Raw genomic sequence first — 26,424 nt, forward strand, 5'->3', positions numbered from 1 at the left:
GGGACCCTTTTGCAAAAGGGTCCCTCCCCCACGCCCCCACCCCCTAAAACTTTTGTCACCTTTTACTATGGCGCAACAAGTGTTCTGATCTGAAGTGGAGAGGCAAAGACAGGTTTTTTTTGGATCACGCCTTCTCAAAGGGGCAGGCACGCCGCACCATGCGCCCGTCTTTAGCGCAAACGCCTGTGGGCATGTCTTTAAGTTTTGAGCACGGCGGGTGGCACCGGCATTTCCTCACGCCAGCACAGGCCTGCGAAACCCTGCGGCTCTCGACCATTGCCCCGCATTCTGTCATGCTGCCCGCCGAGGGGTTCCACCAACCGCGCAGCGCGCAAAACACCGTAAAGAAACGCATGATCCTGAAAACTTTTTTTCTGTTTGTGGTAACGGCCATTGCTGAAATTGTGGGCTGCTATCTGCCCTATGTATGGCTGCGCAAGGGTGGTTCCCCCTGGCTGCTTGTCCCGGCTGCGCTGAGTCTTGCCGTATTCGCATGGCTGCTGACCATGCACCCGGCGGCCAGTGGGCGCGTATACGCGGCATACGGCTGCGTGTATGTCGCCACGGCCCTTTCATGGCTCAAGTTTGTTGACGGAGTGCCCCTTTCAACAACTGACATGCTGGGCGGCGCAGTGGCTCTTGCTGGCATGCTCATCATTGTTTCCGGCTGGGGCAGCCCTGCCTGAATCTTATTCCACAGGCGCAGCAGGCCGTGGCGAAGGCGTGGAGCGGCGTGCTCGGGCTGGTGCAGGCCATACCCGGCGTGATGCACGCTTTGCGAATATGTCCCTAGCTGACCTGCTGTGTTCTCAAGGGCGGCCCGCTCATGATCACAAGGCGGGATGGAGCGTCAATGGCGCACGCCGCCAGACGGCCGTGCACTGGCTTGAGACAGATCAGTCCGCCAGAGCACGCTGCAGGATGTCCGTCAGGCGCACGGCCAGATCGTGATCGTCACTGGTTTTTCTACCGCTGACGCCAAGCCCGCCGATGCACCGGCCGTTGACGCCCATAAGCGGTATCCCTCCTTCCAGGGGCGTCAGGGAAGTATCGCAAAAATCCGAGGCGGCAAGCTGTTCGCGCTGCAATCTTTCCCGAAAGGCCTTTGTGCTTGTTCCCATACGCATGGCTGTATAGGCCTTGTTTTGTGCAATGGTCACCACCCTGTCGGGGGTGCCGTCCATTCCCCAAAAGGCCGCAAGCTTGCCGCTGGCATTAACAACAGCCACGCAAACGGGGGGGCCTTGGCCAGCCTCGTTTTCAACTTTTCCCATTAGATCAAGCAGGTTACTGGCGGGCAACGTTTGATGCATAAGGGACCTCCTTCACGGGATACGGCTTCGGCTCATTTCTTGGCAATGCCGTGCTTTTTCATTTTTTCATAAAGAGTCGCACGAGAAATACAAAGATACTTCGCTGCCTTGGTCACATTCCATCGCTGTTCTTCCAAGGCGCGGGTGATCAAATGCGCTTCGCTTTCAGCAATGTTGCGGGCAAGATCGCTCTGCTGTGAACCCCCTGGCTCCCTGGGGGATTCAACCTGCCGGGTGGCGGCTGCTTCCGCGTTCAGTCCCCATTCGAGCTGGGCGGCGCTTCTTTCGTTGCGGATATCCAGAGGCAGGTCCGCTGCGCCTATAGTATCGTGATTGCACAAGCTCAGGGCTCTGATCAGAATATTGCGCAGTTCCCGCACATTGCCCGGCCAGGAATAGGCCATCAGGGCCTGCATGGCCGTTTCTGTAATGCGCACCTCGGTACGGTTCATGCGCTCCAGAAGGTGCCGGGTCAGCAGGGGGATGTCTTCACGCCGTTGATTCAAAGGGGGAACATTGAGTATCAGAGGGCTGATGCGGTAGTACAAATCCTCCCTGAAATGCCCTTCGGACATCATCCCCTTGAGATCCCGGTTAGTGGCCGCAACAAGCCGAAAATTGGCCGAGCGCTGCTTGGTTGAACCCACGCGGCAAAAGCTGCCATTTTCCAGCACGCGCAAGAGTTTGCTTTGCACCGCCAAGGGGGTGTCGCCTATTTCATCAAGAAAAAGCGTGCCGTTGTCGGCCAGTTCCAGTTGGCCGACCTTGCCATCCTTATGCGCCCCCGAGAAAGCGCCGGGCGAATATCCAAAGAGTTCGGATTCAAAAAGCTCCTTGGGAATGGCCGCGCAGTTAATGCAGACAAAAGGCCCCTCGCGGCGGTCACTCTCGCAGTGAAGAGCTCCGGCAGTCAGTTCCTTTCCCACGCCCGTGGGGCCGAGGATCAAAACGGGAGAACCCGTTCGCGCAAAACGGCTCAGCATGTTCTTATAGCGGCGGATAGTTTCGCTTTCGCCGATAATGGATTGCAGGCTGTAGCGTGAAGAAAGCGCGCTCTTGATCTTCTTGGCATAGACGGAAATTTTTTTATCCAGATCTTCCAGTCTTTTATGCGTTTCCCCCAGTTCTTCGTGCGAATTGAAAAGCGCTTGGGAAATCATGCCTGTCGAACCATCGCCCGTCTTGAACGGGATACGGTTAACCACAATGCATCGTTCGCAATCCTTACCTTTGACTCTGCATATATTGCCCAGTTCGGGCTTGCCGTGCTCAATCACCTGCGGGGCGCGACTGTCGGGTATGAAATCTGTAATGCGCCGCCCCACAATCTGATCGCGGGTAAAGCCCAGATAGTCGGCATAGGCCTGATTCATAAAGCGCACGTAAAGATCACTGTCACAAATAAATATTCCTGTCGTCAGGGAATTCAGGACAAACTCAAGGTCCAGATCAAAGGGGGGCAGTTTTTTTGACATGGGCACTCCTCGTGTTGGCCGTGCGCATCAGCCATATCCAAAGGGGACAACAGAGCAAGTATACTCTGTATGCGCGAATATGCGATAGGAGGGTTATACCCGCATCTTCCCATCTCTTCCATAGGATTCCATCTCGTCGTGCTTCAATGCCTGCATGCCCGGGGCAGGAGCCGCTACGGACTGTAGCGGCTCCTGTCTTTTTCAAAAGTCCGTCAATCCGCTAAAAATACTTTTTGTCCAGATGTTCGTACTTGGGCAAATAGCGTGTGGGAAGCGCCAGGGCATCACGCCGGAACGGCGGCGCAAGGCGGGTGCCGTCAGTCATGATTTCAATAACAGCCGGGCGGCGCTTTTGTCTGGCAGTTTCAAGGGCATTGGCCAGATCCGTCTGCGTGTTGACGGTATACCCGTCAGCGCCCATGGCCTCGCCAATTTTGGCATAGGATTTTGACCAGATGTCGGCCCCTACAAAACGGTTATTGTAAAAATCCACCTGATTTTTCTTTTCAGCGCACCATGCACCGTTATTATAAACAGTAGCGATAACAGGCAAATTATATTGCACTGCCGTGGGCACTTCAAAAAGGCTCATGCCCCACGCGCCGTCGCCAGCGATTGAAAGCACGGTCTCTTCCGGGCAGGCCAGTTGCGCGCCGAGGCCCGCCTGGTAGGCAAACCCCGTATTGCCGAAGGTAAGGGTGGCCACATGCCTTTTGGGATTTTTGAACCTCAAATAGCTGTTGGCCGTGGAGGATGTATTGCCGATGTCGGTAGTGGCAATGACATCGTGCTCCGTGATGAACCTGCCCACCACCTCCAATGCCTTGCGCGGGTGCATGCGTCCTTCCAGGGTGGGCTCTTCGGATATCTGGGCTATTTCGGCATACCAGACGTCCAGTTCAGCCTTTACCTTGTTGCAGATGCTGGTCAGATCGCGGGCTGGGGCCATACTGGCCTTGAGGCGCTGAAAGAGTTCATCGGAGGCGTCCTTGGCGTCTGCGCAGAGCCCCACAGCCACGGGGTGGGTTTTGGCAATGTGCATGGGATTGATGTCCACCTGCACAATTTTGAGATCCTTATGAAAATAGTTGATATCGTCTTGCGGCAGCGTGCCGAAATACGAAAGGCGGGTTCCCACAGCCAAAACCACATCAGCGTCACGGATGGTGCGCATGGCCGCCTTGGAGCCCATGTAGCCGATGGGGCCCAGCCACAGGGGATGGTCGCAAGGGAATGCATCGTTGTGCATATAGGTGGTGGCAACGGGCGCGCCAAGGAATTCGGCCAGCATCTTGATGGTTCCCACGCAGTCGGCGTCCACCACACCGCGTCCAGCCAGGATCACGGGATGCTTGGCATTTTTCAAAACCTCCACAGCGGCGGCAAAATGCTCAGGCTTGCCTATGCCGCCGGGAGCCACCCGATACTGGGAAGGATGCAAAATTTCTTCATCAATCTCGCCATAGAAATAATCGCGCGGAATATCAACAAGAACAGGACCGCGCATGGCATATGCCGCTCTAAAGGCCGTGCGCATTATATCGGCGGCGCGCTTGGGGTGCGGCACCCGGAACGCCGCCTTGGTGATGGGTTTGAAAAGATTCCACGTGTCGCATTCCTGAAAACCATCCCACCCCACAGAAATACTGCCGGCACTGGGAGAAAGCACCACCATGGGCGAATGCGCCATGTTGGCTGTAGCCACGGCTGTCACATAGTTGGTGATGCCAGGGCCATTCTGACCGATGACCACTCCCGCCCTGCCGGTCAGACGGCTGTAGGCGTCTTCCATATGCCCAGCGGTCTGTTCGTGGCGTACAGAAATAAAGTCAATACCAGCAGCGGGATAGAGATCCAGCATATCCATAAAAGCGGAACCGAGGATGCCGCTCACATGGGTAACCCCTTCCTGAACCAGGACTTCAGTCATGGCTTCACTGGGTGTCATCTTGGGCATTTGAATACTCCTTATAGGGTTGCAGCATGGGACGCACGATGCCGTGTTCAATCAGATTACGATCTGTAAACCTGATTTTTCATACTGGCTTGAGCAAATACTGATCCAACCCTGTGCCCGCCCTCCCATCAAATAAAATAAATTATTATAATTAAGATAGATATGAATACTTTTTTATTTCAATAAGCGCACTGTGCCCGCGCAGAAAGCAGCCAAGGCCCCCTGACACTTTGCACCCGACAAGACAAATCGTCTGGATATCAAGACGATACTAAAAAGTATGTCCAATCTTCCATACACATTCCTACTCCCATGCGATACTTTCCAGAACGATTTCTTGCAATATGCAACAATCATTGTTGATTAATGATGTGGCATGCTTTGTGCTGATTTGCACAAAATGGACCTTGCTCTCGAATTGGTTGGCGGCCTCCGACACCAGCCAACCACGACTTTTGAAAATCGAAGAATGTTTCGCTGTGCCAAAGGGGATCTCAATAAATTGTAACTATGCCCGCATCGTGCGGGGAGGACACAAGGAGGATGAGGAATATGAGCGCCCAAATCAGTGATGCTGCTCAAAAAAACCTGCGCCGCGTTGTACTATCGTCCATCGTGGGGGCCCTTATTGAGTGGTACGATTTTTTCTTGTACGGCGTTGTGGCGGGCATTGTTTTCAACAAGCTGTTTTTTCCTGCGGTCAGCCCTGTCGTGGGCACCATCATGGCATTTGCCACCTTTGCTGTGGGCTTTGTGGCCCGCCCATTGGGAGGCATTATTTTTGGCCATTTTGGCGACAAGATTGGCCGCAAAAAAATGCTCATCATCACTCTTGAAATTATGGGCGTGGCCACTGTGGCCATTGGCTGCATCCCCTCATATGACAGCATCGGAATATGGGCGCCGATTCTGCTGGTCGCCTGCCGTCTGGCCCAGGGCATAGGTCTTGGCGGCGAATGGGGCGGCGCTGTACTTATGGCCTTTGAATCTGCCCCAGCGGAAAAAAGAGCCTTCTATGGCGCTCTGCCCCAGATTGGCAATCCTTTGGGCCTTATGCTGGCCACAGGCATTATCGGGCTCCTGTCCTATTCCCTTTCCAATGAGGACTTTTTGGCCTGGGGTTGGCGCATTGCGTTTATTTTGAGTGCCGTCCTTGTTTTTGTTGGCGCCTATATTCGTAATTCAGTTGAAGAAACTCAGGATTTTTCTGCTGTTAAAAAAGAAGTCGAAAAAGTGCGCTACCCTATGATTACAGCTTTCAAGCGCTACCCAAGAACCCTTTTTGCCTGCATGGGCGCCCGTTTTGTGGAAGGTATTGCTTTTAACGTCTTTGGGGTGTTCTCCCTTTCCTATCTGACGCAGACATGCGGGGTGCCCCGCACTTTGGCCTTGACGGTTGTTATGGCCGCGGCCTTTGTGATGGCCTGCTGCATCCCGTTCTGGGGATCATTTGCCTGCCGCGTTGGCAAGGGTAAAATATTTGGCATCTCGGCCCTGTTGCTGGGCGTTGCTGCCTATCCGGCCTTTTGGGTGCTGCACCACTACTCCAATACCAATTTTATTCTTGTTTACCCTGCGGTCATCATCCCGCTTGGCGTTATTTATTCGGCTGCCTACGCAAGTATGGCCAGCCTTTTCTCCGATGCGTTTGACCCCACAGTGCGTTACTCCAGTATTTCCTTCGTCTATCAGTTTTCAGGAATTTTCGCTTCAGGCATAACCCCGATGATTGCCACTATTCTTGTTCAGGCCAATGACTCCCAACCCTGGTATCTGTGCGGATATCTTTTGATAGCAGGCGTCATCAGCGCGCTGGCCACAGTCTGGCTGGGCAGCATCCGCCACAACAAGATCGAACCTCTTCCTATGGAATAAACCCGTTGCCCGCAGACGACGTATCCTGTTGTAAACTACCTTACGTTTGAAAAGGGCCAGCTGATTTACACGGATCACCACCAGGCTGTTCACCCTTTACCTCATTTGACATGCCGGATCTGAGAAAACGCAGATCCAGTGGTTTGAGGAAGGGTGAACAGCCTGGTGGACGGGTACAGAGGATGCGGCGACGTTTGGACATGTGAACTTGGGCAATGTAACGTTGAAATTGCTTCAACGACTGCGAGAGACGGCGCATACGCGAGAGCACAAAAATGGATTATTACGCTATCATGTGATCATGTTGACGTGTAAAAATCGTTTATAACGCAGCCCTTCAAACCTTTAACGGTTTTTTTAATATTATAACTGTGCCGACATCCAAAAAGAAGTACAACACTATTCGTATAACCAAGGATTGTTTTAAGCTATTCTGTTCAGTCAAGGCGAATACGCCCCTTCATCAAGGACAGCACAACAGGCCATGCCAGTTTCGGGCAGTCATTGGCTCAATAAAACCCCAACCGCCACAAATTATAATTTTATATTTTGAGCCAAGTAAAATAAAAGGCGCTTACAGTCAAAACTGTAAGCGCCTGATTTAATATGGCGTCACCAACGGGATTTGAACCCGTCTTAGCGGCTTGAGAGGCCGCCGTCCTAACCGGATAGACGATGGTGACAGCGAGACTCTTTTATGAAGGTAATGGAACAATGTCAATACGGCGGCCCGCCAAAAAGAATGCGTTGCCGATTACATATTTGAAGTGTTAGTGTGAAAAAAGACCGGATGTTCCCGCTCAATTTCGCCCGGAGGACCCTTCATGTTTTCCCGCCTTCGTCTGCTTTTTCTTGCATCTCTTCTGCTTCTGACAGCCGCATGTGGCGGCAAGAACGTCCCCCCCAGGGACGGCACAGCCCCCTCATGGATGGGCACCATCGCCGATCTGCGCCAGTTCCCGCAGAATCTTGACGTTTACGCAAAAAATTCCGGGCAAAATAAAAGGCTCATTTCCCAGGATGAACAGAACCGTCAGGTAGCCCGTTTTGACCGTATTTTCTTTGGCCCCTGGGAGATGCGCAAAACATCCATGCGCAAGCGCGACGTGGCCGCCGTTTTTGGCAAGGCCAGAGGCTACAAACAGGGCAGCGAACGCTGGACGCAGGTGGAATGGGACGCCATGGCCCGCAACGCCAACCTCAAGAATTTTCCTTCACGGGCGCAGGCCGCCATTACAGTGCGCAATACCGACCTGAGGGAAATGCCCACGCACCTGACGCGCTTTTCTGAGCCCACTCCGGATCCACGCGCCAATCCTTTTGACTATTTTCAGTATTCTTTGCTGCCCATCGGAACGCCCGTCCTTATTGCCCATACCTCCAGCGATGGCAGATGGCACTTTGTGGAGTGCCCCATTGCGGGCGGATGGGTTGACGCCGAAGACCTGGCCCTTGTGGACAGCAGCTTCGCCTCTCTGTACCGCAACGCCTCGTTTGCGGCCATTGTGCGCGACAACGTCCCCCTTGCCGGTCAGCCCAACCAGTATGGCGCTTCGGCCCCGGCACAGCAGAGCGTAAGCATAGGCACAATCTTGCCCATGCTCGCTGGCGGCGCCGCCGAGGGCTCGGTGGTCGCCGGCAAGGCTGACGCGCCCCCGGTAACCCTGCTGGCTCCGGTCAAGGATGCCAATGGCATGGCCCGTACAGCTCCGGTCACCGTTTCTACCGCAGACGTTGTTGCCCGCCCCTTGCCCCTGACGCCGGACAATGTGGCCGCCGTGGGCAACGTCATGATGGGCCAGCGCTATGGCTGGGGGGGCATGTTTGGCGAAAGGGACTGCTCTGCCCTCACCCGCGACCTGTTCACGCCATTCGGCATCTGGCTGCCGCGCAACTCCGGCGGTCAGGCCCGCGTTGGAGTCGTCAACTCTCTCGAGGGCATGACGGCCAAAGAAAAAGAAGAAACCATCATGCGCTACGGCGTGCCCTTCCTGAGCCTTGTGGGCATGCGCGGGCATATCATGCTTTATGTGGGCAAATACAATGGCCGCCCTGCCATTTTCCATAATGTATGGGGCGTCCGTACGGTAGAAGGCAATGACAATAACGCCCGCTTTGTCGTTGGTCGGGCGGTGGTCACATCCATCACGCCAGGCGACGAGCTGAAAAACCTGTACAGGGGCACAACCTTTGTGGACAGACTGCGCACGCTTTCCACCCCGGCGGACACGCTCCAGTGAACCGCCTGCAACTGGAAATCACTGCCGCGCAGGCAGGCCAGAGGCTTGACCGCATACTGAGCGCCGCGCAGCCCGACCTGTCGCGGGCGGCATTGCAGAAAGCCATTCAGTCCGGCCACTGCACGGTGGATGACCAGATCGAGACCAAACCGGCAGCCAAGGTGAAAACCGGGCAAGTGGTTGTGCTCCAGCTGCCGGAAGCATCGGGCCAGCTTGCGCCCGAAGACGGAGAGCTGGACGTGCTCTGGCAGGACGAGCACCTGGTGGTTTGCAACAAACCTGCGGGCCTCACCGTGCACCCCTGCCCCTCCTGCCCGGAACAGACGCTGGTGCAACGGCTGCTTGCACGTTTTCCACAACTGGGTAAGATTGAAGGACAACGCCCTGGCATTGTGCACCGGCTGGACAAGGATACCAGCGGCCTGCTGGTTGTAGCCCTGACCGAAACTGACCGGCTCAGCCTCAGCCAGGCTTTTGCAGAACGTCAGGTTCACAAGGAATACCTGGCCCTTGTGGCCGGGCTTCCTCCTTTAAGCGGTCAATGCCTTGAACCTTTAGGGCGTCACCCTACGGCCAAGGTAAAAATGGCGATTGTTCCGGAAAACAGGGGAGGCAGAAACGCCCATACGGAATGGCGGCGGCTCTGGCATACGGAGGATAACAGCGTTTCATTGCTGGCCGTGCGCATCCATACCGGGCGCACCCATCAGATACGCGTGCACATGGCCCATCTGGGGTACCCCTTGCTGGGCGACAGGCTCTACGCTCCCAAAGCTGTGCAAGCCATGGCTCCACGCCAGATGCTGCACGCATGGCGGCTGACATTTGCCCACCCTGTCAGCAATGAAGCCATGAGCTTTGCCTGTCCGCCGCCGCAGGACATGCCCGATGCGGCCCTGAAAGCCAATCTGCGCATGCAGCGGCTGGTTATTACCGGCAACCCCGGCAGCGGCAAGTCTGCGCTTACTGGTCTTCTGGGCCAGATGGGCGTGCCTGTTGTCAGCGCCGATGCAATTGTGGCAGACCTCTACGCCCCTGGCGGCGCTGGCAGCCAGTGGATTGGCCGCCTGCACGGCGGCAGCCTGCTTGAGGCGGACGGCTCTGTAAACAGAAAAGCGCTTCTGGCCGCCATGCGGCAAGACACGGTGTTGCGCCGCGATGTGGAGCAAGCCGTTCATGCCATGACCCGGCAAGCTCTGGAGGATTTTTGGCGGCGCATGGAAGCGGCAGGCGCGCCGTTGGCCGCTGCGGAAGTTCCACTGTATTTCGAATGCGGCTGGCAACAATTGTTTTCTCCACCGCCGCTGACGGTGGGCGTCTCCTGTCCTCTGCCCGTGCGAACCGCGCGCGCAACAGAAGCCAGAGGATGGGATGAGGAAAAAATGGCCGCTATTGAGGCATGGCAATGGTCTGAAGAACGCAAGATGGCTGCCTGCGACATAGTGATAAAAAATGATGAAGATTTGCACCACCTGCAGGCCGAAGCAGTACGTCTACTTGAAACATTACAGAAGCATGAACAAAAAAAGCGCCAAGAACAGCTCCAGGTCCTTAGTTTGATTTGGATTTGACCCTCAACAAAAGCGGCTCCATAGAGCCTCTTTTATTGACAATTCTTACTCCAAGCGGATATGCTGACTCCTTATCATGAGAATTTGCTAACCTTTTTGGAGCGCGCCGCATGTCAGTCCCTTTCAAGGCCTCTGACGGCCCTTTTGCCAATCCCTTGATTCTGGCACTGGAAATTTCCAGTTCAGCGCTCCTGCACGACCGCAAGGAACCTTTCCTGCGGGCCAGCCTGTCCAGTATCGGCGAAACCCTGCACTGCGGCCAGGTGCTCCTCGTTGAGCATATCAACGGCCAGTGGGCAAAGCCTTTTGTATGGACAAGCTCCCTGCAGAGTATGGCCTGCAGCCTGCTCCCGCCCGAGCTTGACGACATGGACCCCATACTGCAGGCCTTCAGCGAACACAGAAGCATTTGTATTGCCGATGTTGAAGATCTGCCCGACGGGCCGCAAAAAAGGAACTTTCAGGCCCGACAGATCAGGTCTGCCTTCTGCATACCCATTTTGCACGAAGGCCAGCTTTGCGGCGGCCTCTGCCTTGCCCGGCGCGCCCCCGACCAGCAATGGACGCTGGAAGAAACCAGCATCTGCCACCTGCTGGGCAACATCCTGGCCATGGTGCTGACGCATTTTCGCCTTTACAGCCAGCTGCGTTTAAAACACAAGCAGCTGCGCGATATTCTTGACGCTTTTTCCAATCCTGTCTGCATTATCGACATGGAGACCAACAAGATACTGTTTTCCAACAAAAGCGTGCAAGAAAATTTTCCCGACTCGGACGATCCTGAAAACGACTTCTGCTACAGCAAACTTATGGGCCGCGACAGCCCATGCCCCTACTGCACCAACGCCATCATTCGCGGAACAAGCGAGCCCTATCAGTGGACCTACCAGAATGAACTGTCCAAGCGCACCTATTCTGTAGTGGACAAGGTCATCAGCTGGGACAACGACAAACTCGTGCGCCTGTCCATTGCCACGGACGTCACCGATATTCTGCGCACCAGGCATGAAAAGCAGTCTGCCGTCATAGCCTCCCAGGCCAAAAGCGAGTTTCTGGCCCACATGAGCCACGAAATACGCACGCCGCTCAACGGCATCATCGGCCTGACCCACCTGGCCCTGCAAAGCACCCCCGCCGGAGAACTCAAAGAATACCTGCTCAAAATCCGCTCTTCTTCCACCAATCTGCTCGCCATCATCAATGACATCCTTGATCTCTCAAAGATCGAGGCCAACAAGATGGTGCTGGAAAACGTCAACTTCATGGTCGAGGAAGTTCTGGACTTTGTGTACACCTCCATACGTTTTCCCCTGGAACAAAAAGGACTTGAGTACAAATGCGAACTGGCGGACGATGTCCCCCTCAAGCTCTGGGGCGATGGCTTGAGGCTCAAACAGGTGCTGCTCAACCTCATGAGCAACGCCGTCAAGTTCACGGCCAGAGGCAACGTGGGGCTGCGGATCACCAGAGAGCAAACCCGGGAAGGCGATAGTCTGCACTTTATGGTTTCTGACACTGGCATGGGCATCAGCCGCGAATATCAGAAGCATCTTTTTGATCCGTACACTCAGGCCAGTTCCAGCATCAGTCGCCGCTTTGGCGGCACGGGGCTTGGGTTGACCATCTGCAAACGCATAGCGGAGCTCATGAAGGGCAGCCTGTGGTGTGAAAGCGAACTCGGAACCGGTTCACGCTTCCATCTGTGTATCCCCTGCGCGCCTGCCCGTAATGTTTTTTGCCAGACAGATGATGAGTCGCACAACGTGCCGCCTCTGGAAAACACGCAGGATATCAGGATACTTCTGGTGGAAGACAATGAGATCAATCAGGAAATTGCCAAGGCCATGCTGCGCCACCTCAACATTGAGCACGATCTGGCCCAGAACGGGCGCGAAGCCGTGCGCATGGCTCTGGCAGGCTCTTACGACGCCGTCCTTATGGACGTGTATATGCCTGTTATGGATGGCATGAGCGCCACCAAGGAAATCCGTAAACACGCGAAAATCGGCAAAAAACCCCTGCCCATTATTGCCATGACCGCCGTAACCCTGCCCGAAACTGTAGATGAAATCATGCGCTCCGGCATGAACGACCACATTGCCAAACCCGTCAATCTGGCGGCTTTGCGAAAAAAACTGGCTCACTGGCTCAACCTGCCCTGACCCTTTCGCGCCAGCCGCCACAGTAACACAATAATGGCATCCAAAATCAGCAAAACCAATGCCGCCCGGCAACTGGAAAGTCTGGGCATAGCCCATACACTGCACCAGGTCGCCGTGGACGAAAACGACCTCTCCGGTGTCGCCATGGCCCGCCAGTTGGGGGTCGCCCCGGATATTGTATTCAAAACCCTTGTGGCGCGGGGTGACAAAACAGGCGTACTTATGGCGTGCATTCCCGCCGATGCCGAACTGAATCTCAAGGCTTTGGCCGCCGCTTCGGCCAACAAGCATGTGGAAATGGTTCCCCTCAAGGACGTGCGCCCCCTCACAGGCTATGTGCGCGGCGGCTGCTCCCCCCTGGGCGGCAAGAAAAACTATCCCGTATACCTGGATGCCAGCGCCCTTGCGCATCCGCACATCTACGTAAGCGCCGGGCTGCGCGGCGTGCAGATTTTTCTGAACCCCGAAGACCTTGTGCGGGCCGTGAACGGCGATGTGGCTGAACTGGCCCGCCACCCCGGCGCATAGTTGCCGCTGCCCTTTATCAAACCGCGCCGGAGGGAGAACAGCATGCCCAAGCCTCGCATTCTCGTGACGGACTTTGATGGCACCATAACCACTCAAGATTTTTACAAGTTGGTGGTCGACTCCCTGCTGACGCACAGGGATATTGCCCCCTGGCAGGAATACAGGGATGGCAAAATCACGCACCTCGCGGCCCTGCAGCAGATTTTCGCCAAAATTCGCGCCCCGGAATCCGAACTGAACAGCCTGGCTCTCGCCATGCAGCCCGATCCACGCCTCAGCAGCGCTGTTGCCAGTCTGCGCAATGCGGGCTGGGAAATCGTGGTGGCTTCAGCCGGATGCGACTGGTACATCCAGCGTGTGCTGGCCTCAGCCGGGGTCAGCCTTCCTGTTCATGCAAACCACGCCATCTATGAGCCCAACGGCAGCCTGCGCATGCTGCCCCCCACAGATTCGCCCTTCTATTGCGCCGAAACCGGGGTGGACAAGGCAGGCATTGTGCGGTCATACGTGCGCCGCGGCTATACGGTCGCCTTTGCCGGCGACGGCTTTGCCGACCTGCCCGCCGCCCTTGCCGTATCCCCCGACCTGCGCTTTGCGCGTGCGGACCTGGCTGCAACTCTGGGCCGCTATCACGAAGATTTTCACGCCTTCTCCGTCTGGTCGGATGTGGCCGACGCCCTGCTTGCCATGGATAGTCGAGGTGACACCCTATGAACAACAGCCAGATCCGCGTGCCCAGTCTTGTCCGCATCAAGCCGGGAGCCCTGCCGCGCCTTGGCATCTACCTGAGCCGTTCCGGCTTTACCGACGTTCTTGTGGTGTCCGGACAACTTCCCGAAGCGGTCACACAAATGGCGCGGCAAGGGCTGGAAAACAACCACATACACACCGGCCCCTGGGTTGAGGTGGACGACAACAGTTTTGAAAACGTGGTGGAGCTGTTCGCCCTGCTGCCCAAAAAAACCATGGCCATTGTGGGCCTTGGCGGCGGCAAGGCTCTGGACATGGCCAAGTACCTGGCCTTTCTGGCCCGGCTTCCCTATCTGGCCGTGCCCACGTCTCTTTCCAATGACGGTTTTTGCAGCCCGCAATCCAGCCTGACCATGCACGGCAAACGCCGCTCTCTGGCCGCCACTCTGCCCCAGGGCGTCATTATTGACGTGGACGTGTGCCTTTCCGCTCCGCGCGCTCTCTGGCTGTCCGGAGTAGGCGACCTCGTTGCCAAGCTCACCGCAGTTCATGACTGGAAGCTGGCCTTTCACAACACGAGAGAGCCGGTCAACGATCTGGCGGCCCTGCTTTCCGACGCCACGGTGCACCAGTTTCTTGCCAACCCCACCCACGACGCCGCAGGCATGGCCCAGCTGGGAACGGCCCTCATGCTTAACGGCATAGCTATGGAAATTTGCGGCAGCTCGCGCCCGACCAGCGGCAGCGAACACCTCATCTCGCACGCGCTGGACGCCACGTCCGCCCACCCCCACCTGCACGGCCTCCAGGTGGGCATGGCCGCCTACTTCGTCAGCCAGTTTCAGGAGCGGAACACAGAACTTCTGGCCCATGTCTTTACCAAGACCGGCTTTTGGGATGCCGTGCGCGCCGCCCCCTTCTCCCGGCAGGAGTGGACCCACGCCATAGGCCTTGCGCCCGACATGAAGGAAAACTTTTTCACCGTGCTTTCGCTGCGGGACTGCCTGCCAGAGGCGCGCCGCATCCTGGACAACGACCCCTTGTTGCGCGGCTGCTTTGTGTAGGCGCGCCTCCCGGCCAGTCGCAGTTTTGCCGCCGCTAAAAAGACTTCATGCTGCATGGCGAGCCAGGCTATCTGGCATCCTTTGAGCAAAATCACCCGTTTCGACATCAGCCCAAATGATCCTGGGCACGTATCCTGCGCCCTCCCTCGCTGCTTCCAGCCCGAAAAACCCCGTCAGACTTGACTTGAGGGCGTGGTGCGCTACCTTTTTACACAGTAACGCCTCTATGCTCCCTTTTCCCCTTGAGTAATTTCATGCAGAGCGGTTTTCGCCCAGTTCACGCACTGCCCGACGGCCCACATTGCAAACGGAATATGCTGATGACAATGACAAATACCACCGCAGCATCCTTGCCGGACATACAGCCCGCCCTGGATGCAACCCTTGAAAAAATACCCTCCTTTCCCAAGGACTTTGCCCAGCACCGCCAGCTGCTTTCAGACCTGAAGGAAGAACTTGTGGATCTTTGCGCCGCAAAATCCGCCAGCGCCGATATTCCGGAAGACCTCCGCTGGAGCCTGGCCCGCGACATGCCCGATTTTTCCACCGATGCCCTGTATGTGAAGCGCTATTCCCTGCCGAGCATGGCAGGCATTGTTTTTCTTGGTTTCTTTATTGGCGGGCTGCTGTCAAAACTGCTGGGGCTCATTGATATGGGCGGGGAAATCATCCGGGTGGGAACGGTGCTCGGCATGCTTTACGGCGCGGAGTTTCTGGCGGGCAACCCCAGGGCGCGCAGCCGCCTTTTGCTTTTTCTTGGCCTTGGCACGCTGACCGCCTTTGCCGCCAGCATGGTGGCAGGCGTTTTACGGCTGGCCTCCTGGGCGGACTTCAAAAGCGCCGTGTTTGGATCAAGCGGCGCGCCGGGACTGTTCAAACGCCTGTATCTGCTGCTTGGCGCGGCCTTTCTTTTTGTGCTGCTGGCCAAAAAAACGACCGCGCTTGATATGGCGGCGTTCAGGATTTCTCTGGGGCAACAGGCCCAGGCCCGCGCGCGGAACCTCATGACCTTTTTTACCGCCTGGGATGCGTTGCGCACAGAGCTGGACAGCCTCAGGGAACAGGGACAGGCAGACGCGCACACAGGCAGGTGCCCCAGAAGCGACTGCCCGCTGGCCCTTGGCGTCATCCATCTCCTGGACGGCATGAATGAGGAAGCCAGGCGGTTTCTCTCGGAACAGCTTGTTTTTATGGGCTACAACCCCGGTGAGGGCGACAGCCACATCGTGTGGGACGATGCCGTGCATGCCGAGCTTTACGATACCGTCGGGCTTGTGCGCAACGGCGACCGCTGCCGCGTTCTGCGCCGCTATTCCCGTTCTGGCGATGCTATCGTCAAGGGGCATGTGCAAAAAGAAATCCCGCCTGCCGGGACATCCGCCAGAGGGGCCGCCGCCGGGGGGGCCACAGCATGAAGATACTGGGCATCGACCTTGGCACCAGCAATACCTACATCTATGGCGCGTACAAAAGCTCCACGGCTCCGCAGCCGGTGCTGCCGCCCCGCGTCAGCGCGCCTGACGGCTGCGTTGAAACCGCCATTCTTTATGAAGACGGTTCACCCCTGCTTATCGGGCATCTGGCAGAAAGCGAGTATTACGCCAACCCCGGCATGCGGGCGCGCCGCAGCCTGCGCTGCCAGTTCAAACCCGAAATAGACGAAGAAAATGCCGAAGCGGTGGGCTGGATGACGGACTTTCTGCGCATGCTTCGCGAGGCTTTGCCGCAGGACACGATCGAGCCTGACAGCCAGATATATGTGGGCATTCCCGCCCGCACGCGTGAAAGTTTCGGCATACAGCTCGCGCACTGCTTCAAGGATGCGGGCTGGCCCGCGCCTTCTCTGATCAAGGAATCCGACGCGGCCATGATCTCCTGCCTGCAGTCCGGGGCCATCGAACTGGATGATCTGGAACACAGCCTGCTTATTCTGGACTTCGGCGGCGGCACCTGCGACTTCACCCTGGCGGAGAACTCCAACATCCTGCACAGCGGCGGCGACCGGCTTTTGGGCGGGCGTCTTTTCGATGACCTGTTCTTTCAGCTTTTCTGCCGTCAGAATCCCCAATTGCAGGAAGAGGTGAAGGCCGACAATTGCGAGTATTATGTCCACTGGGTCTTGTGCAAGGCAGAAAAAGAACGGTTTTCCAAAATACTGCAAAAGGATGTCGACAGCGCCGTAAGCCTGCACCTTTCGTGGTATGACGCGGCGGGCACGCAAAAACATGCATATCTGCACGAGCTCACCTGGCAGCAGGTCGTCAGCGCGGCGGAAAGCTATGTGGCTTCTGAAGCCCTGCTGGGCATGCTCAGCCAGTATGCCAACAGGGGATCGCTGGGCGCTGTAGCCGAAGAAATGCTGCAAGGACGTCAGGTGGGCCTCATCTCCTGGTTCAAGGACGTTCTTTACGATATACGGCGGCAAAAAAGCGTCGACAAGGTCATCCTCACGGGCGGCAGCAGCGGCTGGTTTTTCACCAGCGAGGCTGTGCGCGATGTTTTCGGTACAGACAATATCGTCATGAGCCCGCGCACCTATGAGGATATCGCCTTTGGCCTGGCCCTCTACCCCATGCTGCTGCACACCCACCTCAAGATAAAAGACCTGCTTGAGAAACAGAGCGAAGATTTCTGTTTGCGCGTTGCCGACCTCGCGCAGGGCATTTTTGAAAAGCACACAAAGATGGCCGCCAAAACCTGCGCCGAACGCATCGCCGTCAAGGATATCCTGAGCGTTCTTGAGGCCGCCCAGGAGGACAGAAAGACCGTTGAAGAGATCGAGCGGGAAATCAGCGAAAAAATCCAGAACGATTCCGGCCTGCTGGCTATTGTTCAGGAACGCACGGAAGCCGCCCGCAAAGAAATAGAAAGGGAGTTGCGCCTGCAGTTCAGCCGCTGGCTGCGTGAAAATGGCGTGTACCTTGTGCCGAGGCTGAATTTTTCCGCCCGCACTCTGAGCACCAGTTTTTTCGATGCGGTACAGGTGAAAGTTTCGCGCCTTACCCTGCTCAACACCATGGATGTCATGGCTGTGGCCGTGCTGCCGGGCATAGCGGCCCTTGCCATTGGCGAAAAAATGTTGCTCACCACGGCTGAACCGGTTTCCGCCGTTATCGGCGGCGCGGCGGCTTTTGCGGGCACATGGGCGCTGGGCAAATTCGGCAAGAATTTTCTCCGGCGGCAAAAGCTGCCCAAGTTTCTTCTCAATGAAAAAAACCGTGAAAAAATCACGGCAAAAAACAGGGAATATATTGAAGAAATTCTGGAACAATCCTTTCAGGAGATCCGACAGGACCTCATGGAAGATGCCAGAGGCAAGATACGGTATTCCCTCAAAGCCCTGCTGCAAAGGCTCACGGTACTGAACCATATCCGTGTGGAGCGCGGCGCATCCCCGGCAGGGCAATGAAACCCTGAACTGGCCTTATCCACACGTCGCCGAGCGCCAAGGAGCATTGCAACGTTGCGATGCGGCGCAGCCTTGAAGCTGCTGCCTCTGCCGCCCCGCTTGAGATCAGAAAACATCCCATAGTATACCAAGATACAATAAAAGTTTTAGAGGGTGGGGCGTGGGCTCCCCCACAAAGCGATTTTACTTTGAAATTGCTCTACCGCCCCCCGGTACAAGCAGATATGGCCGCCCCTTATGGGAGCGGCCATATCTCTTCTTGGCAACTCTGCGGAAAAAGGCGGCTTTTTATCGCCACACTTGTCGAAACCAGTCGTCAGCGCAAAGCCGGGGGGGCCTTTCCCGCAGAATATCCTGCGTCCCAAAGTCGATGCCTTGATGGAAGCTTGCGTCGTGGCGGCGCTCCATCAAGTATTACGGCATGCTGTACTCGCGCACGAAATTGAACACGTTGCCTTCCACTTCCAGACCCTGCGCCCTGGCCTTGCCATACCAGACCTGCGCTTCGGTCTTGTTTTCCGGCACGCCCACGCCATAGTCATAGCAGGCCCCCACATAACGTTCGGCCTGCGCGTAGCCCCGGTCAGCCGCCAGCTTGGCCAGGCGGAAGCTTTCAGCGGGGTTTTTTTCAAAACCATACTTGCCCTGGCCGTGATACAGTGCCAGGTTAAACAGGGCCTCGGCATTGCCCGCGTTGGCCGCACGGGTCATAAGGTCCACCACTGTCGCGTCGTTTCTGGGCACGCCAATGCCCAGTTCATACTGGTAGGCCAGAAGCACCTGGGCTTCACTGTTGTTCTGCTCCGCTGCAAGACGGAACCACTTGGCGGCCATTTCCATATCCTGGGGCACGCCGAGGCCGTTTTCATAGCAACGGCCCAGGATGATCTGGGCCCGGGCATTGCCGTCCGAGGCCAGGGGCTGCACCAGTTGCAGAACTTTCTGGTATTGGCCGATATTGTAGGCTGTCCATGCTTCGTTAAGATTCTGTTCCACCTTGTCCACGGGTTGTGCGCCCACAGTCAGGGCCGAAAACAAAAAAAACGTCATTGTCAGAAAAATAGCGGCAAAATTTTTTTTCATAAAAACCTCCTCATGGTCGCGGCCAAAAGGCCACGCCTGATACCTGATGCCTGATGTCTGATGCTTTATGCCAAAAGAATAGCGCCGCGAAAAAGACTTGGCAAGATGCCGTCGTGTCCGTGGCGCAACAGTGGCCCAGTGCCCATTCGCCCTCTCGGGGGCAGCCCTTGACGCCCCGCCGTGGAGCAGGCACAAACACGGCAAGCCCTTATGCATTTCTATCAATAATCCGCCTTACGGCTGACATACACCAGGAGGCCGAGCATGAGCCATCCCCCGCACAAGCCCCCCCAAGACTCCGACAACGCGCATACCCCGCGCGATGCCAATCTGCCCGTGCCCTCGGGGCAACAGCACGACGGCGAAGGCTCCGGGGAAGAGCAACGGCGCGTGCTCGACGCTGAAGTGGTTTTTATGTCGGATCAGCAACAGAACGAAGAACGGCAGCAGGATACAACACATGGCCACAGCAGCCGTCAGCACGGATCTGAAGGATTCGGCCAGACCGGCGGGCAGGGCCGTTTTTATCAGCGCACCTTTGGCGGACGCAACTTCGGCGGCTCCCAGGCCGGATCGCCCCTGGGGCAGATATGGATCACCAGCCGGGACAACTCCAACGCCTGCCTCGCCCCTTGCATCACCTTTGTCATTTTTCTTGTCTGCCTTGCGCAGTTCGGCTTTCTGGCGGGACTTGGCTTTGTGTTCTTTCACTCCATAGGGGCAGTTGCGGGTACGTTGCGGCAGATGCGTCTCATGACGGTCGGCGTCATGCCCAACCCCTGGCTGTGGCGTATGGGCAACTGGATACTGTCTTTTATCGTTACCATCTGGCTTGCCGGAGGGTTTGACTGACACAGTTTCAACGTGAAGGCGCGCTGGCGTCTGCGGGAGCAGGCGCGATTTATCCGCGCTGCAAAACGCCGTAAACGTTGCGGCCGCATATTCTTGAAAGCAACCGGTTTAAAGTCTGGCCGCACGCGAAGACGGCTTTGCAAGCCCTTCCGGGCGGCATCATGATACTGTGGAGAACGCCAATGACGCCTGACATCTGGCAGGTCTATCTGCTGGAATGCGCCGATGGCACCTTGTACTGCGGCATCACCTGCGATATGGAGCGGCGCCTTGCGCAGCACAACGGCGCAACGCCGGGCGGCGCGCGCTATACGCGCGGCAGACGCCCGGTACGCCTGCTGGCCAGCCGGGCATGTTCCTGCAAGGCGGACGCCCTGCGGCTGGAATGCGCAGTAAAGGCCAAGCCGCGCCACGCAAAAATCACTTTTTTGCTTGAGGGAGAAAAAAAGCAATGCTGACTGTGGACATAGCTCTGACCTTCTTTGCGGCGTCTCTTCTGCTTGGCATTGCTCCTGGGCCGGACAATATTTTTGTGCTCACCCAGTCCGCCGTCTATGGCGCGGGCGCAGGCATGGTAACAACACTTGGCCTCGTCACCGGGCTCTGTGTGCACACCACGGCCGTCGCGCTGGGCGTGGCCGCCATTTTTCAGAGTTCGCCCCTGGCCTTCACCATACTCAAGGCCGTGGGCGCGGCATATCTGTTATGGCTGGCCTGGCTGTCATTCAGGGCAGGCGCTGCGCTGGCCGTCACCAAGGGGGACGGCGCGCCCTTTCCCGGCTATGTCCCGCTGTACCGGCGCGGCATTGTCATGAACGTGACAAACCCCAAAGTTTCGCTTTTTTTCCTCGCATTTCTGCCACAGTTCTGCGATCCGACACGGGGCAGCGTGGCCATGCAGGTTCTCAGCCTGGGACTGCTCTTCATGCTGGCCACCATCATCGTTTTTTTCAGCGTGGCCCTGCTTGGCGGCAAACTGGCCGTGTGGTTCAACAGGTCTCCGGGCGGGCAAGTGTTCATTCACAGGGCCGCCGGACTGGTTTTTGCGGGTCTGGCTTTGGCCCTGCTGCTTGCCACGCATTGACAAGAGCCATCGGTCGCTTCAATCATAGGTTACACAGATTACTCAAGGACGGAACAGCGCACGATGCCCGCACCCACAGGCACATGTTCTTTCGCGCCGGAGCGCAGGGCGTTTCTGGCAACAGTGACGGGCATTGCCTGCCTTGCCGGAGTGTGCGCCTTCACCTCCCCCCCCGGCGCAGCAGAGCTTTCAGGGGGTATGGAGAGTTGCCCGGCGGATGCCGGGCAGACAGAACTTATCGAAAAAATTTCGCAGATTGAAAGATTATCTGGCGGCAGACTTGGGGCGGCCCGCCTTGATTGCGCCACAGGCAGCCTGTTCACATACCGGGGCGATGAAGCCTTTCCGATGTGCAGCACATTTAAAGTTCTGGCTGCCGCTGCAGTGCTCAAGCTGCACCCGCAGAAACTGAACAATCTTGTCCACATCAGGCCGGACGAAATTGTCGCGTGGTCGCCTGTTACGGAAAAATTCGTGAACAGGGGCATACGTGTGAATCAATTGTGCGCGGCGGCCCTGCAATACAGCGACAATACGGCTGCCAACCTGCTTTTGGGGATGATTGGCGGCCCCTCGGGCCTTACAGCCTTCGCCCGTTCGCTGGGGGACAGCAGATTTCGCCTGGACCGTATGGAACCCGCCCTGAACAGCGCGGAACCCGGCGACATGCGGGATACCACAAGCCCTGCAGCCATGGCGGCTACGCTTAACACCCTGCTGATGGGCGAGGCCCTGCCCCTTCAGCACCGTGAACTCCTGAGGCAATGGCTGACGGAATGCGCCACCGGAGCAAGCCGCATACCCGCAGGAACGCCCGCTGGCTGGAAAGTGGGACACAAGACTGGCAGCGGGCCGAACGGCACTTCCAACGATGTGGGCATACTCTTGCCTCCGGCAGGAACGCCAGTCATACTGGCGCTATATCTTACTCAATGTGCGGCAGCCGCTAACGATCGTGATGCGACTCTGGCCGCGACCACCAGCCTGCTTTGTCCGGCAGGGGCGTGAACAGGGCTTTTACCGCTTTTCTTGACAACTGCTATGGCCAAGGGTATGTAGCCAGACTTTCGAGGTACAGCATGCAGAATTATCGCATATCACTCAACGATCTGCCCCCTGAGGGCAGAGAGTTTCATCTGGACGATCAGGCCATCTGGCAGAACTCCATTGAGGAGTTTCATATGGACTGCCGGATTACCAAACCCCTGAGCGCCAGTATCAGCGTACTGCCCACTGACGGCGGCTGGCTTGTGCGCGGGAGCCTGACAGGCGAGGTGGTTCTGCCGTGCAGCCGCTGCACTGAGGACGCCCCGGCTGTCGTCAACGCGCGCTTTGAAGATTTTGAGGAACTGCCGGAGAGCGACGAACTGGATGAGGCTGCCGGGCCTTCCGGCGTGCGCTCGCAGGACGAAACCCCGGAAAGTCGCCTTGTTTTTGTGAACAACGTGCCCCTGCTTGATCTTGCGGCCATCTGCTGGGAAGAGCTTATGCTCGCCCTGCCCGTGACTCCCCTGTGCAACGCCACCTGCAAGGGGCTTTGCCCCAGTTGCGGAGCCAACCTCAATGAGGGACTCTGCTCATGCGAGCACGAAGAGCTTGACCCACGCATGGCTGTCTTGCGCGGGCTCACGCTGCACAAGAACTGAATGGGCATCACAGGCCGCCCCCTGACATGACATGGCGGCTTTGAAAAAATGGTTTCCGCTGACGGATTGCCGCAGACGGAGCCTAGACATTTCTAAAGTTTTTTACTAAACTGCTGAGTCTTGCGGGCAAGTCCTATCTCTGGTCCTGCCCGCCATATCTTTGCCTTACGTGTCCGCAAGGACTGAAAAGGAGAACACCATGGCTGTGCAACAGAATAAAAAATCCCGTTCCCGCAAGGGGATGCGCCGCTCCCACGATCGTGTGGCCATTCCCGCCGTCATTTACTGCTCCTGCGGTGAACCTACCGTGCCCCATTGCGTCTGCCCCAGCTGCGGCACGTACAAGGGTCGTCAGGTAGTCGCCAAGACCGATAGCGAGTAATGAACGAGCGCCCCATTATCGCCGTGGACGCCATGGGCGGGGACTTTGGCCCCTCCGTGGTAGTGCCGGGCGCCGTAGAGGCTGCCCGACTTCATGATCTGCATGTCCAGCTTGTGGGCGACACCCCCAAGCTGGAGGCCGAGCTGGACAAGCTCGACCTCAAGGACGTGCATTATGATATCGTTCAGGCTGATGATGTGGTGCACATGAATGAAAAGCCCTCGGACATTCTGCGCCGCAAAAAGAACGCCTCAATCCAGGTGGCCTGCCGCCTGGTGAAGGACGGCGCCGCGGACGCTGTGGTCAGTGCCGGACATTCCGGCGCCACAGTGGCTTGTGGCATGTTCATCATGGGCCGCCTTCCCGGGGTGGAGCGTCCTGCTCTGGCCGCGTTGCTGCCTACGGAAAAAGACCCCGTAGTTGTGCTCGATGCCGGAGCCAATGTGGATTGCCGCCCCTATCATCTCTTTCAGTTCGGCCTTATGGGCGACGCTTTCGCCAGGGACCTTTTAAGCTATCCCTCGCCCCGCGTCAGCCTGCTGAGCATCGGTGAAGAAGAAGGCAAAGGCAACTCTCAGGTCAAGGAAGCCTACGAACTGCTAAAGATGGCCCAAAACCTCAATTTTGTGGGGAATGCCGAAGGGCGGGACATCTTTACCGGTGACCTTGATGTCGTGGTCTGCGACGGTTTTGTCGGCAACGTAGTGGTCAAGATGAGTGAAGGCCTGGCTTCATCGCTGGTGCGCATGCTCAAGAAAGTCTTTACTACCGGCGTGCTGCCCGCTCTTGGCGGCATGCTGGCCAAGGGCGCTTTCAAAAAGTTTGCCAGCACCATTGACTATGCCGAATACGGCGGCGCCCCGCTGTTGGGTCTTCAGGGCCTGGCCATCGTCTGTCATGGTCGTTCCAGCTCGCTTGCCATGACGAACGCCATCAAAATGGGCGGTACCTTTGTTCGCAAAGGCACCAACAGCCACCTTGCCGAGACCATCCTGGCCAACGAGGAGCTCACGCGCTTCTCACGCGCCATCTAACCGGCGGTACTACAGAATGAACCCTCTCTGCCATTTGCTTGCGCTGAGCGCCTATGTGCCGGACGCGGTCCTGACCAACGAGGACCTCGCCAAGGTGGTCGACACCAACGAAGAATGGATTGTCACCCGCACCGGCATAAAGCAGCGACACAAGCTGGCTGATGACGAGAACACTTCCGACCTGGGCCTCAAGGCCGCCCGCAAGGCCCTGGCCGAAGCGGACATGGAAGCCTCTGAACTCACCCACGTTATCGCGGCCACCTGCACGCCTGACGTGCTTTCGCCTTCCGTGGCCTGCATCATAGCGGGGCAGCTCGGCACAGGGCCTGTCATGGCCTTTGATTTCGGCGCTGCCTGCTCCGGTTTTATCTATGGGCTTTCGATCTGCCGCTCGCTTCTGGCCCAGCAGCCCGACGCCAAAATTCTTTTTGTCTGCACTGAGGCCCTGACCCGTCGCGTGAACTGGGCCGACAGAAGCACCTGCGTGCTTTTCGGCGATGCGGCCACGGCTTGCATTGTTACCGGCTCGTCGGGCAATGTCATGGCCGGGCTTGAGGACGTCATCTGCCAGAGCGACGGCACGCAGCGCGACCTCATTGTGGTGGGCGGCGGAACCAGCAGCCGCTACGCCAAGGGCGACCCCGTCGACGACGACTTTTTCATCACCATGCAAGGCCGCGAGACCTACAAGCATGCCGTGCGCAACATGGTGCATATCTGCGAAGACGTGCTGGCCCGCAACGGCCTTACCGCCAACGATGTGAGCCTGCTTGTGCCCCATCAGGCCAACATGCGCATCATTGAAGCTGTGGGCAGCCGTCTGGACATGACCGGCGACCGCGTCTTTGTCAATGTTGACAAGTACGGCAACACGTCCTCGGCCTCCATTCCCCTGGCCATTACGGAAGCCCGCGCCGCCGGGCGCATCAAGACCGGCGACCGTCTGCTTGTCACCGCCTTTGGCGCGGGTTTGACCTGGGGCGCGGCCCTGCTGCGTTTTTAATCTTTTCCGGGCTATCCGCGCTCAGGCCGCCAACCTGTAACCACTTTGCCGCGCGGATTTTACACTGACGTCGCAGGGCGGAGTCAAGCTTCATCAAACGACGCCGTGCGGGCCAGAGCGCAGCCCGTCGCACAAGTTCTTTTTTTCTTGTCCGGCGGCATTGAAATGAACGCATGGTCACGCTATAAACAGCACTCTCAAGCAAAGGCAGAACGAGCATGAGTACAGAGCATTCCGCACCCACCGCTACGCCCACCGCCATTGTGACGGGCGGCTCGCGCGGCATCGGGCGGGCCATTGCCCAAACCCTTGCCCGCGACGGTTTTCAGGTTTTTCTTACCTATGTGAGCCGCCCCGCTGAAGCGGAACAGGTGGCAGCCGAAATCAGGGCAATGGGCGGTCATGCCAGGGCTTTTGCCCTGAATGTCAGCGACAGTGCCGCTGTTTCTGATTTTTTTGCCAATGAAATCAAAGACAAAGTCAACCTTGCCGTATTGGTCAACAATGCGGGCATCACCAAGGACGGCTTTCTTATTCGCATGAAAGACGAAGACTTTGATCAGGTCATCAACGTCAATCTGCGCGGCGCTTTCATCTGCACCCGCGAAGCCGCCAAAATCATGAGCAAAGCGCGCAAGGGCCGCATTGTAAATATTTCTTCGGTGGTGGGTCAGACAGGCAACGCCGGCCAGGCCAATTACGCCTCGGCCAAAGCCGCCCTGTTGGGCCTTACCAAGTCCTGCGCCAAAGAACTGGCCACCCGGCAGATCACGGTTAACGCCGTAGCGCCCGGGTTTATCGAAACGGACATGACCGCCGCCCTCAGCGACGAAGTGCGCAAAAGCTATGAAGAATCCATTCCTCTCAAGCGCATGGGCACTGCTCAGGATGTGGCCGAAACCGTCGCCTTTCTCGCGTCGGACAAAGCTGCCTATATCACCGGGCAGGTGCTCGGGGTGAATGGGGGCATGCACTGTTAGGCGGAAAGTCCGAAGACGCTCCCGGCGCACCCCTGGGCCGGGTTTGGAAGTGATCATTAAATTACCTGGAGGATAC

Annotated in this window: 23 protein-coding genes and 1 tRNA gene; 19 read left to right on the top strand and 5 right to left on the bottom strand. The window is 57.2% G+C overall.

The window, feature by feature from the left end; all coding sequences use genetic code 11:
* Positions 1–353: 353 nt before the first annotated feature.
* Complete coding sequence (locus BCS36_RS05880) at positions 354–686, top strand: YnfA family protein (protein ID WP_367209245.1); 333 nt, start codon at positions 354–356, stop codon at positions 684–686.
* A gap of 210 nt (positions 687–896) precedes the next feature.
* On the opposite strand, the gene BCS36_RS05885 is transcribed toward BCS36_RS05880, so the two are convergent.
* From BCS36_RS05885 to xsc, 3 genes are all read right to left on the bottom strand, one after another.
* Entirely contained in the window at positions 897–1,313 is a 417-nt protein-coding gene (locus tag BCS36_RS05885) for a heme-binding protein (protein ID WP_291301982.1), read from the bottom strand.
* A gap of 32 nt (positions 1,314–1,345) precedes the next feature.
* Positions 1,346–2,788 (bottom strand): sigma 54-interacting transcriptional regulator, encoded by a 1,443-nt coding sequence (locus BCS36_RS05890; RefSeq protein WP_291301983.1) that lies wholly within the window; start codon positions 2,786–2,788, stop codon positions 1,346–1,348.
* 220 nt (positions 2,789–3,008) lie between these two features.
* Complete coding sequence (gene xsc / locus BCS36_RS05895) at positions 3,009–4,745, bottom strand: sulfoacetaldehyde acetyltransferase (RefSeq protein WP_291301984.1); 1,737 nt, start codon at positions 4,743–4,745, stop codon at positions 3,009–3,011.
* 552 nt (positions 4,746–5,297) lie between these two features.
* Here xsc and BCS36_RS05900 point away from each other — a divergent pair.
* Positions 5,298–6,620 carry an MFS transporter gene (locus tag BCS36_RS05900; RefSeq protein WP_291301985.1) on the top strand — a complete coding sequence of 441 codons (1,323 nt, stop codon included), beginning with the start codon at positions 5,298–5,300 and terminating at the stop codon, positions 6,618–6,620.
* Between the two features lie 607 nt (positions 6,621–7,227).
* Here the strand turns inward: BCS36_RS05900 and BCS36_RS05905 are convergent.
* Positions 7,228–7,303, bottom strand: a tRNA-Glu gene (locus BCS36_RS05905).
* A gap of 141 nt (positions 7,304–7,444) precedes the next feature.
* Here BCS36_RS05905 and BCS36_RS05910 point away from each other — a divergent pair.
* From BCS36_RS05910 to BCS36_RS05945, 8 genes are all read left to right on the top strand, one after another.
* Positions 7,445–8,860: an NlpC/P60 family N-terminal domain-containing protein gene (locus tag BCS36_RS05910; protein WP_291301986.1), complete on the top strand. Its 1,416-nt coding sequence runs from the start codon at positions 7,445–7,447 to the stop codon at positions 8,858–8,860.
* Positions 8,857–10,431: a dephospho-CoA kinase gene (gene coaE, locus BCS36_RS05915; RefSeq protein ID WP_291301987.1), complete on the top strand. Its 1,575-nt coding sequence runs from the start codon at positions 8,857–8,859 to the stop codon at positions 10,429–10,431. The genes BCS36_RS05910 and coaE overlap by 4 nt, the downstream gene beginning before the upstream one ends.
* Positions 10,432–10,541: 110 nt before the next feature.
* The gene (locus BCS36_RS05920; RefSeq protein WP_291301988.1) at positions 10,542–12,593 is read left to right on the top strand and encodes an ATP-binding protein; all 2,052 of its coding nucleotides are present in this window, start codon (positions 10,542–10,544) and stop codon (positions 12,591–12,593) included.
* Positions 12,594–12,626: 33 nt separating this feature from the next.
* Complete coding sequence (gene ybaK, locus BCS36_RS05925) at positions 12,627–13,121, top strand: Cys-tRNA(Pro) deacylase (protein WP_291301989.1); 495 nt, start codon at positions 12,627–12,629, stop codon at positions 13,119–13,121.
* Between the two features lie 42 nt (positions 13,122–13,163).
* A complete protein-coding gene (locus tag BCS36_RS05930) occupies positions 13,164–13,835 on the top strand; it encodes an HAD-IB family phosphatase (RefSeq protein WP_291301990.1) in 672 nt (223 codons plus the stop codon).
* The gene (locus tag BCS36_RS05935; protein ID WP_291301991.1) at positions 13,832–14,875 is read left to right on the top strand and encodes an iron-containing alcohol dehydrogenase family protein; all 1,044 of its coding nucleotides are present in this window, start codon (positions 13,832–13,834) and stop codon (positions 14,873–14,875) included. Before BCS36_RS05930 ends, BCS36_RS05935 begins: the two co-directional genes overlap by 4 nt.
* A 320-nt stretch (positions 14,876–15,195) precedes the next feature.
* On the top strand, positions 15,196–16,290 hold the full coding sequence (locus tag BCS36_RS05940; RefSeq protein WP_291301992.1) for an adenosine deaminase: 1,095 nt from the start codon (positions 15,196–15,198) through the stop codon (positions 16,288–16,290).
* Positions 16,287–18,284, top strand: a complete 1,998-nt coding sequence (locus BCS36_RS05945) for a molecular chaperone (RefSeq protein ID WP_291301993.1) — start codon at positions 16,287–16,289, stop codon at positions 18,282–18,284. The genes BCS36_RS05940 and BCS36_RS05945 overlap by 4 nt, the downstream gene beginning before the upstream one ends.
* A 414-nt stretch (positions 18,285–18,698) precedes the next feature.
* On the opposite strand, the gene BCS36_RS05950 is transcribed toward BCS36_RS05945, so the two are convergent.
* Positions 18,699–19,367 (bottom strand): tetratricopeptide repeat protein, encoded by a 669-nt coding sequence (locus tag BCS36_RS05950; RefSeq protein ID WP_291301994.1) that lies wholly within the window; start codon positions 19,365–19,367, stop codon positions 18,699–18,701.
* Positions 19,368–19,631: 264 nt separating this feature from the next.
* Between BCS36_RS05950 and BCS36_RS05955 the strand changes: the two genes are divergently transcribed.
* From BCS36_RS05955 to fabG, 9 genes are all read left to right on the top strand, one after another.
* Positions 19,632–20,219 (top strand): hypothetical protein, encoded by a 588-nt coding sequence (locus BCS36_RS05955; protein ID WP_291301995.1) that lies wholly within the window; start codon positions 19,632–19,634, stop codon positions 20,217–20,219.
* Between the two features lie 182 nt (positions 20,220–20,401).
* Complete coding sequence (locus BCS36_RS05960) at positions 20,402–20,677, top strand: GIY-YIG nuclease family protein (RefSeq protein ID WP_291301996.1); 276 nt, start codon at positions 20,402–20,404, stop codon at positions 20,675–20,677.
* Positions 20,671–21,303, top strand: coding sequence for a LysE family translocator (locus BCS36_RS05965; protein WP_291301997.1), 633 nt, complete (start codon positions 20,671–20,673; stop codon positions 21,301–21,303). Before BCS36_RS05960 ends, BCS36_RS05965 begins: the two co-directional genes overlap by 7 nt.
* A 63-nt stretch (positions 21,304–21,366) precedes the next feature.
* Positions 21,367–22,311: a class A beta-lactamase gene (gene bla / locus BCS36_RS05970; RefSeq protein WP_291301998.1), complete on the top strand. Its 945-nt coding sequence runs from the start codon at positions 21,367–21,369 to the stop codon at positions 22,309–22,311.
* Between the two features lie 71 nt (positions 22,312–22,382).
* Positions 22,383–22,949, top strand: a complete 567-nt coding sequence (locus tag BCS36_RS05975) for a DUF177 domain-containing protein (RefSeq protein WP_291301999.1) — start codon at positions 22,383–22,385, stop codon at positions 22,947–22,949.
* A gap of 199 nt (positions 22,950–23,148) precedes the next feature.
* Positions 23,149–23,331: a 50S ribosomal protein L32 gene (rpmF, locus tag BCS36_RS05980; RefSeq protein WP_179981261.1), complete on the top strand. Its 183-nt coding sequence runs from the start codon at positions 23,149–23,151 to the stop codon at positions 23,329–23,331.
* Positions 23,331–24,365, top strand: coding sequence for a phosphate acyltransferase PlsX (gene plsX / locus BCS36_RS05985; protein WP_291302000.1), 1,035 nt, complete (start codon positions 23,331–23,333; stop codon positions 24,363–24,365). Before rpmF ends, plsX begins: the two co-directional genes overlap by 1 nt.
* Positions 24,366–24,381: 16 nt before the next feature.
* Complete coding sequence (locus BCS36_RS05990; RefSeq protein ID WP_291302001.1) at positions 24,382–25,368, top strand: beta-ketoacyl-ACP synthase III; 987 nt, start codon at positions 24,382–24,384, stop codon at positions 25,366–25,368.
* Between the two features lie 218 nt (positions 25,369–25,586).
* Positions 25,587–26,348, top strand: a complete 762-nt coding sequence (fabG, locus tag BCS36_RS05995) for a 3-oxoacyl-[acyl-carrier-protein] reductase (protein ID WP_291302002.1) — start codon at positions 25,587–25,589, stop codon at positions 26,346–26,348.
* Positions 26,349–26,424: the final 76 nt, after the last annotated feature.

It is taken from the genome of Desulfovibrio sp. MES5 (genome assembly GCF_002237645.1).
In the GTDB taxonomy this organism is placed as follows: Bacteria; Desulfobacterota; Desulfovibrionia; order Desulfovibrionales; family Desulfovibrionaceae; genus Desulfovibrio.

Bases quoted from the DNA above. Each gene is read 5' to 3' on its own strand.
- BCS36_RS05880 (WP_367209245.1), top strand. From the start codon at position 354: ATGATCCTGAAAACTTTTTTTCTGTTTGTGGTAACGGCCATTGCTGAA.
- BCS36_RS05885 (WP_291301982.1), bottom strand. From the start codon at position 1,313: ATGCATCAAACGTTGCCCGCCAGTAACCTGCTTGATCTAATGGGAAAA.
- BCS36_RS05890 (WP_291301983.1), bottom strand. From the start codon at position 2,788: ATGTCAAAAAAACTGCCCCCCTTTGATCTGGACCTTGAGTTTGTCCTG.
- xsc (WP_291301984.1), bottom strand. From the start codon at position 4,745: ATGCCCAAGATGACACCCAGTGAAGCCATGACTGAAGTCCTGGTTCAG.
- BCS36_RS05900 (WP_291301985.1), top strand. From the start codon at position 5,298: ATGAGCGCCCAAATCAGTGATGCTGCTCAAAAAAACCTGCGCCGCGTT.
- BCS36_RS05910 (WP_291301986.1), top strand. From the start codon at position 7,445: ATGTTTTCCCGCCTTCGTCTGCTTTTTCTTGCATCTCTTCTGCTTCTG.
- BCS36_RS05920 (WP_291301988.1), top strand. From the start codon at position 10,542: ATGTCAGTCCCTTTCAAGGCCTCTGACGGCCCTTTTGCCAATCCCTTG.
- ybaK (WP_291301989.1), top strand. From the start codon at position 12,627: ATGGCATCCAAAATCAGCAAAACCAATGCCGCCCGGCAACTGGAAAGT.
- BCS36_RS05930 (WP_291301990.1), top strand. From the start codon at position 13,164: ATGCCCAAGCCTCGCATTCTCGTGACGGACTTTGATGGCACCATAACC.
- BCS36_RS05935 (WP_291301991.1), top strand. From the start codon at position 13,832: ATGAACAACAGCCAGATCCGCGTGCCCAGTCTTGTCCGCATCAAGCCG.
- BCS36_RS05940 (WP_291301992.1), top strand. From the start codon at position 15,196: ATGACAATGACAAATACCACCGCAGCATCCTTGCCGGACATACAGCCC.
- BCS36_RS05945 (WP_291301993.1), top strand. From the start codon at position 16,287: ATGAAGATACTGGGCATCGACCTTGGCACCAGCAATACCTACATCTAT.
- BCS36_RS05950 (WP_291301994.1), bottom strand. From the start codon at position 19,367: ATGAAAAAAAATTTTGCCGCTATTTTTCTGACAATGACGTTTTTTTTG.
- BCS36_RS05955 (WP_291301995.1), top strand. From the start codon at position 19,632: ATGAGCCATCCCCCGCACAAGCCCCCCCAAGACTCCGACAACGCGCAT.
- BCS36_RS05960 (WP_291301996.1), top strand. From the start codon at position 20,402: ATGACGCCTGACATCTGGCAGGTCTATCTGCTGGAATGCGCCGATGGC.
- BCS36_RS05965 (WP_291301997.1), top strand. From the start codon at position 20,671: ATGCTGACTGTGGACATAGCTCTGACCTTCTTTGCGGCGTCTCTTCTG.
- bla (WP_291301998.1), top strand. From the start codon at position 21,367: ATGCCCGCACCCACAGGCACATGTTCTTTCGCGCCGGAGCGCAGGGCG.
- BCS36_RS05975 (WP_291301999.1), top strand. From the start codon at position 22,383: ATGCAGAATTATCGCATATCACTCAACGATCTGCCCCCTGAGGGCAGA.
- rpmF (WP_179981261.1), top strand. From the start codon at position 23,149: ATGGCTGTGCAACAGAATAAAAAATCCCGTTCCCGCAAGGGGATGCGC.
- plsX (WP_291302000.1), top strand. From the start codon at position 23,331: ATGAACGAGCGCCCCATTATCGCCGTGGACGCCATGGGCGGGGACTTT.
- BCS36_RS05990 (WP_291302001.1), top strand. From the start codon at position 24,382: ATGAACCCTCTCTGCCATTTGCTTGCGCTGAGCGCCTATGTGCCGGAC.
- fabG (WP_291302002.1), top strand. From the start codon at position 25,587: ATGAGTACAGAGCATTCCGCACCCACCGCTACGCCCACCGCCATTGTG.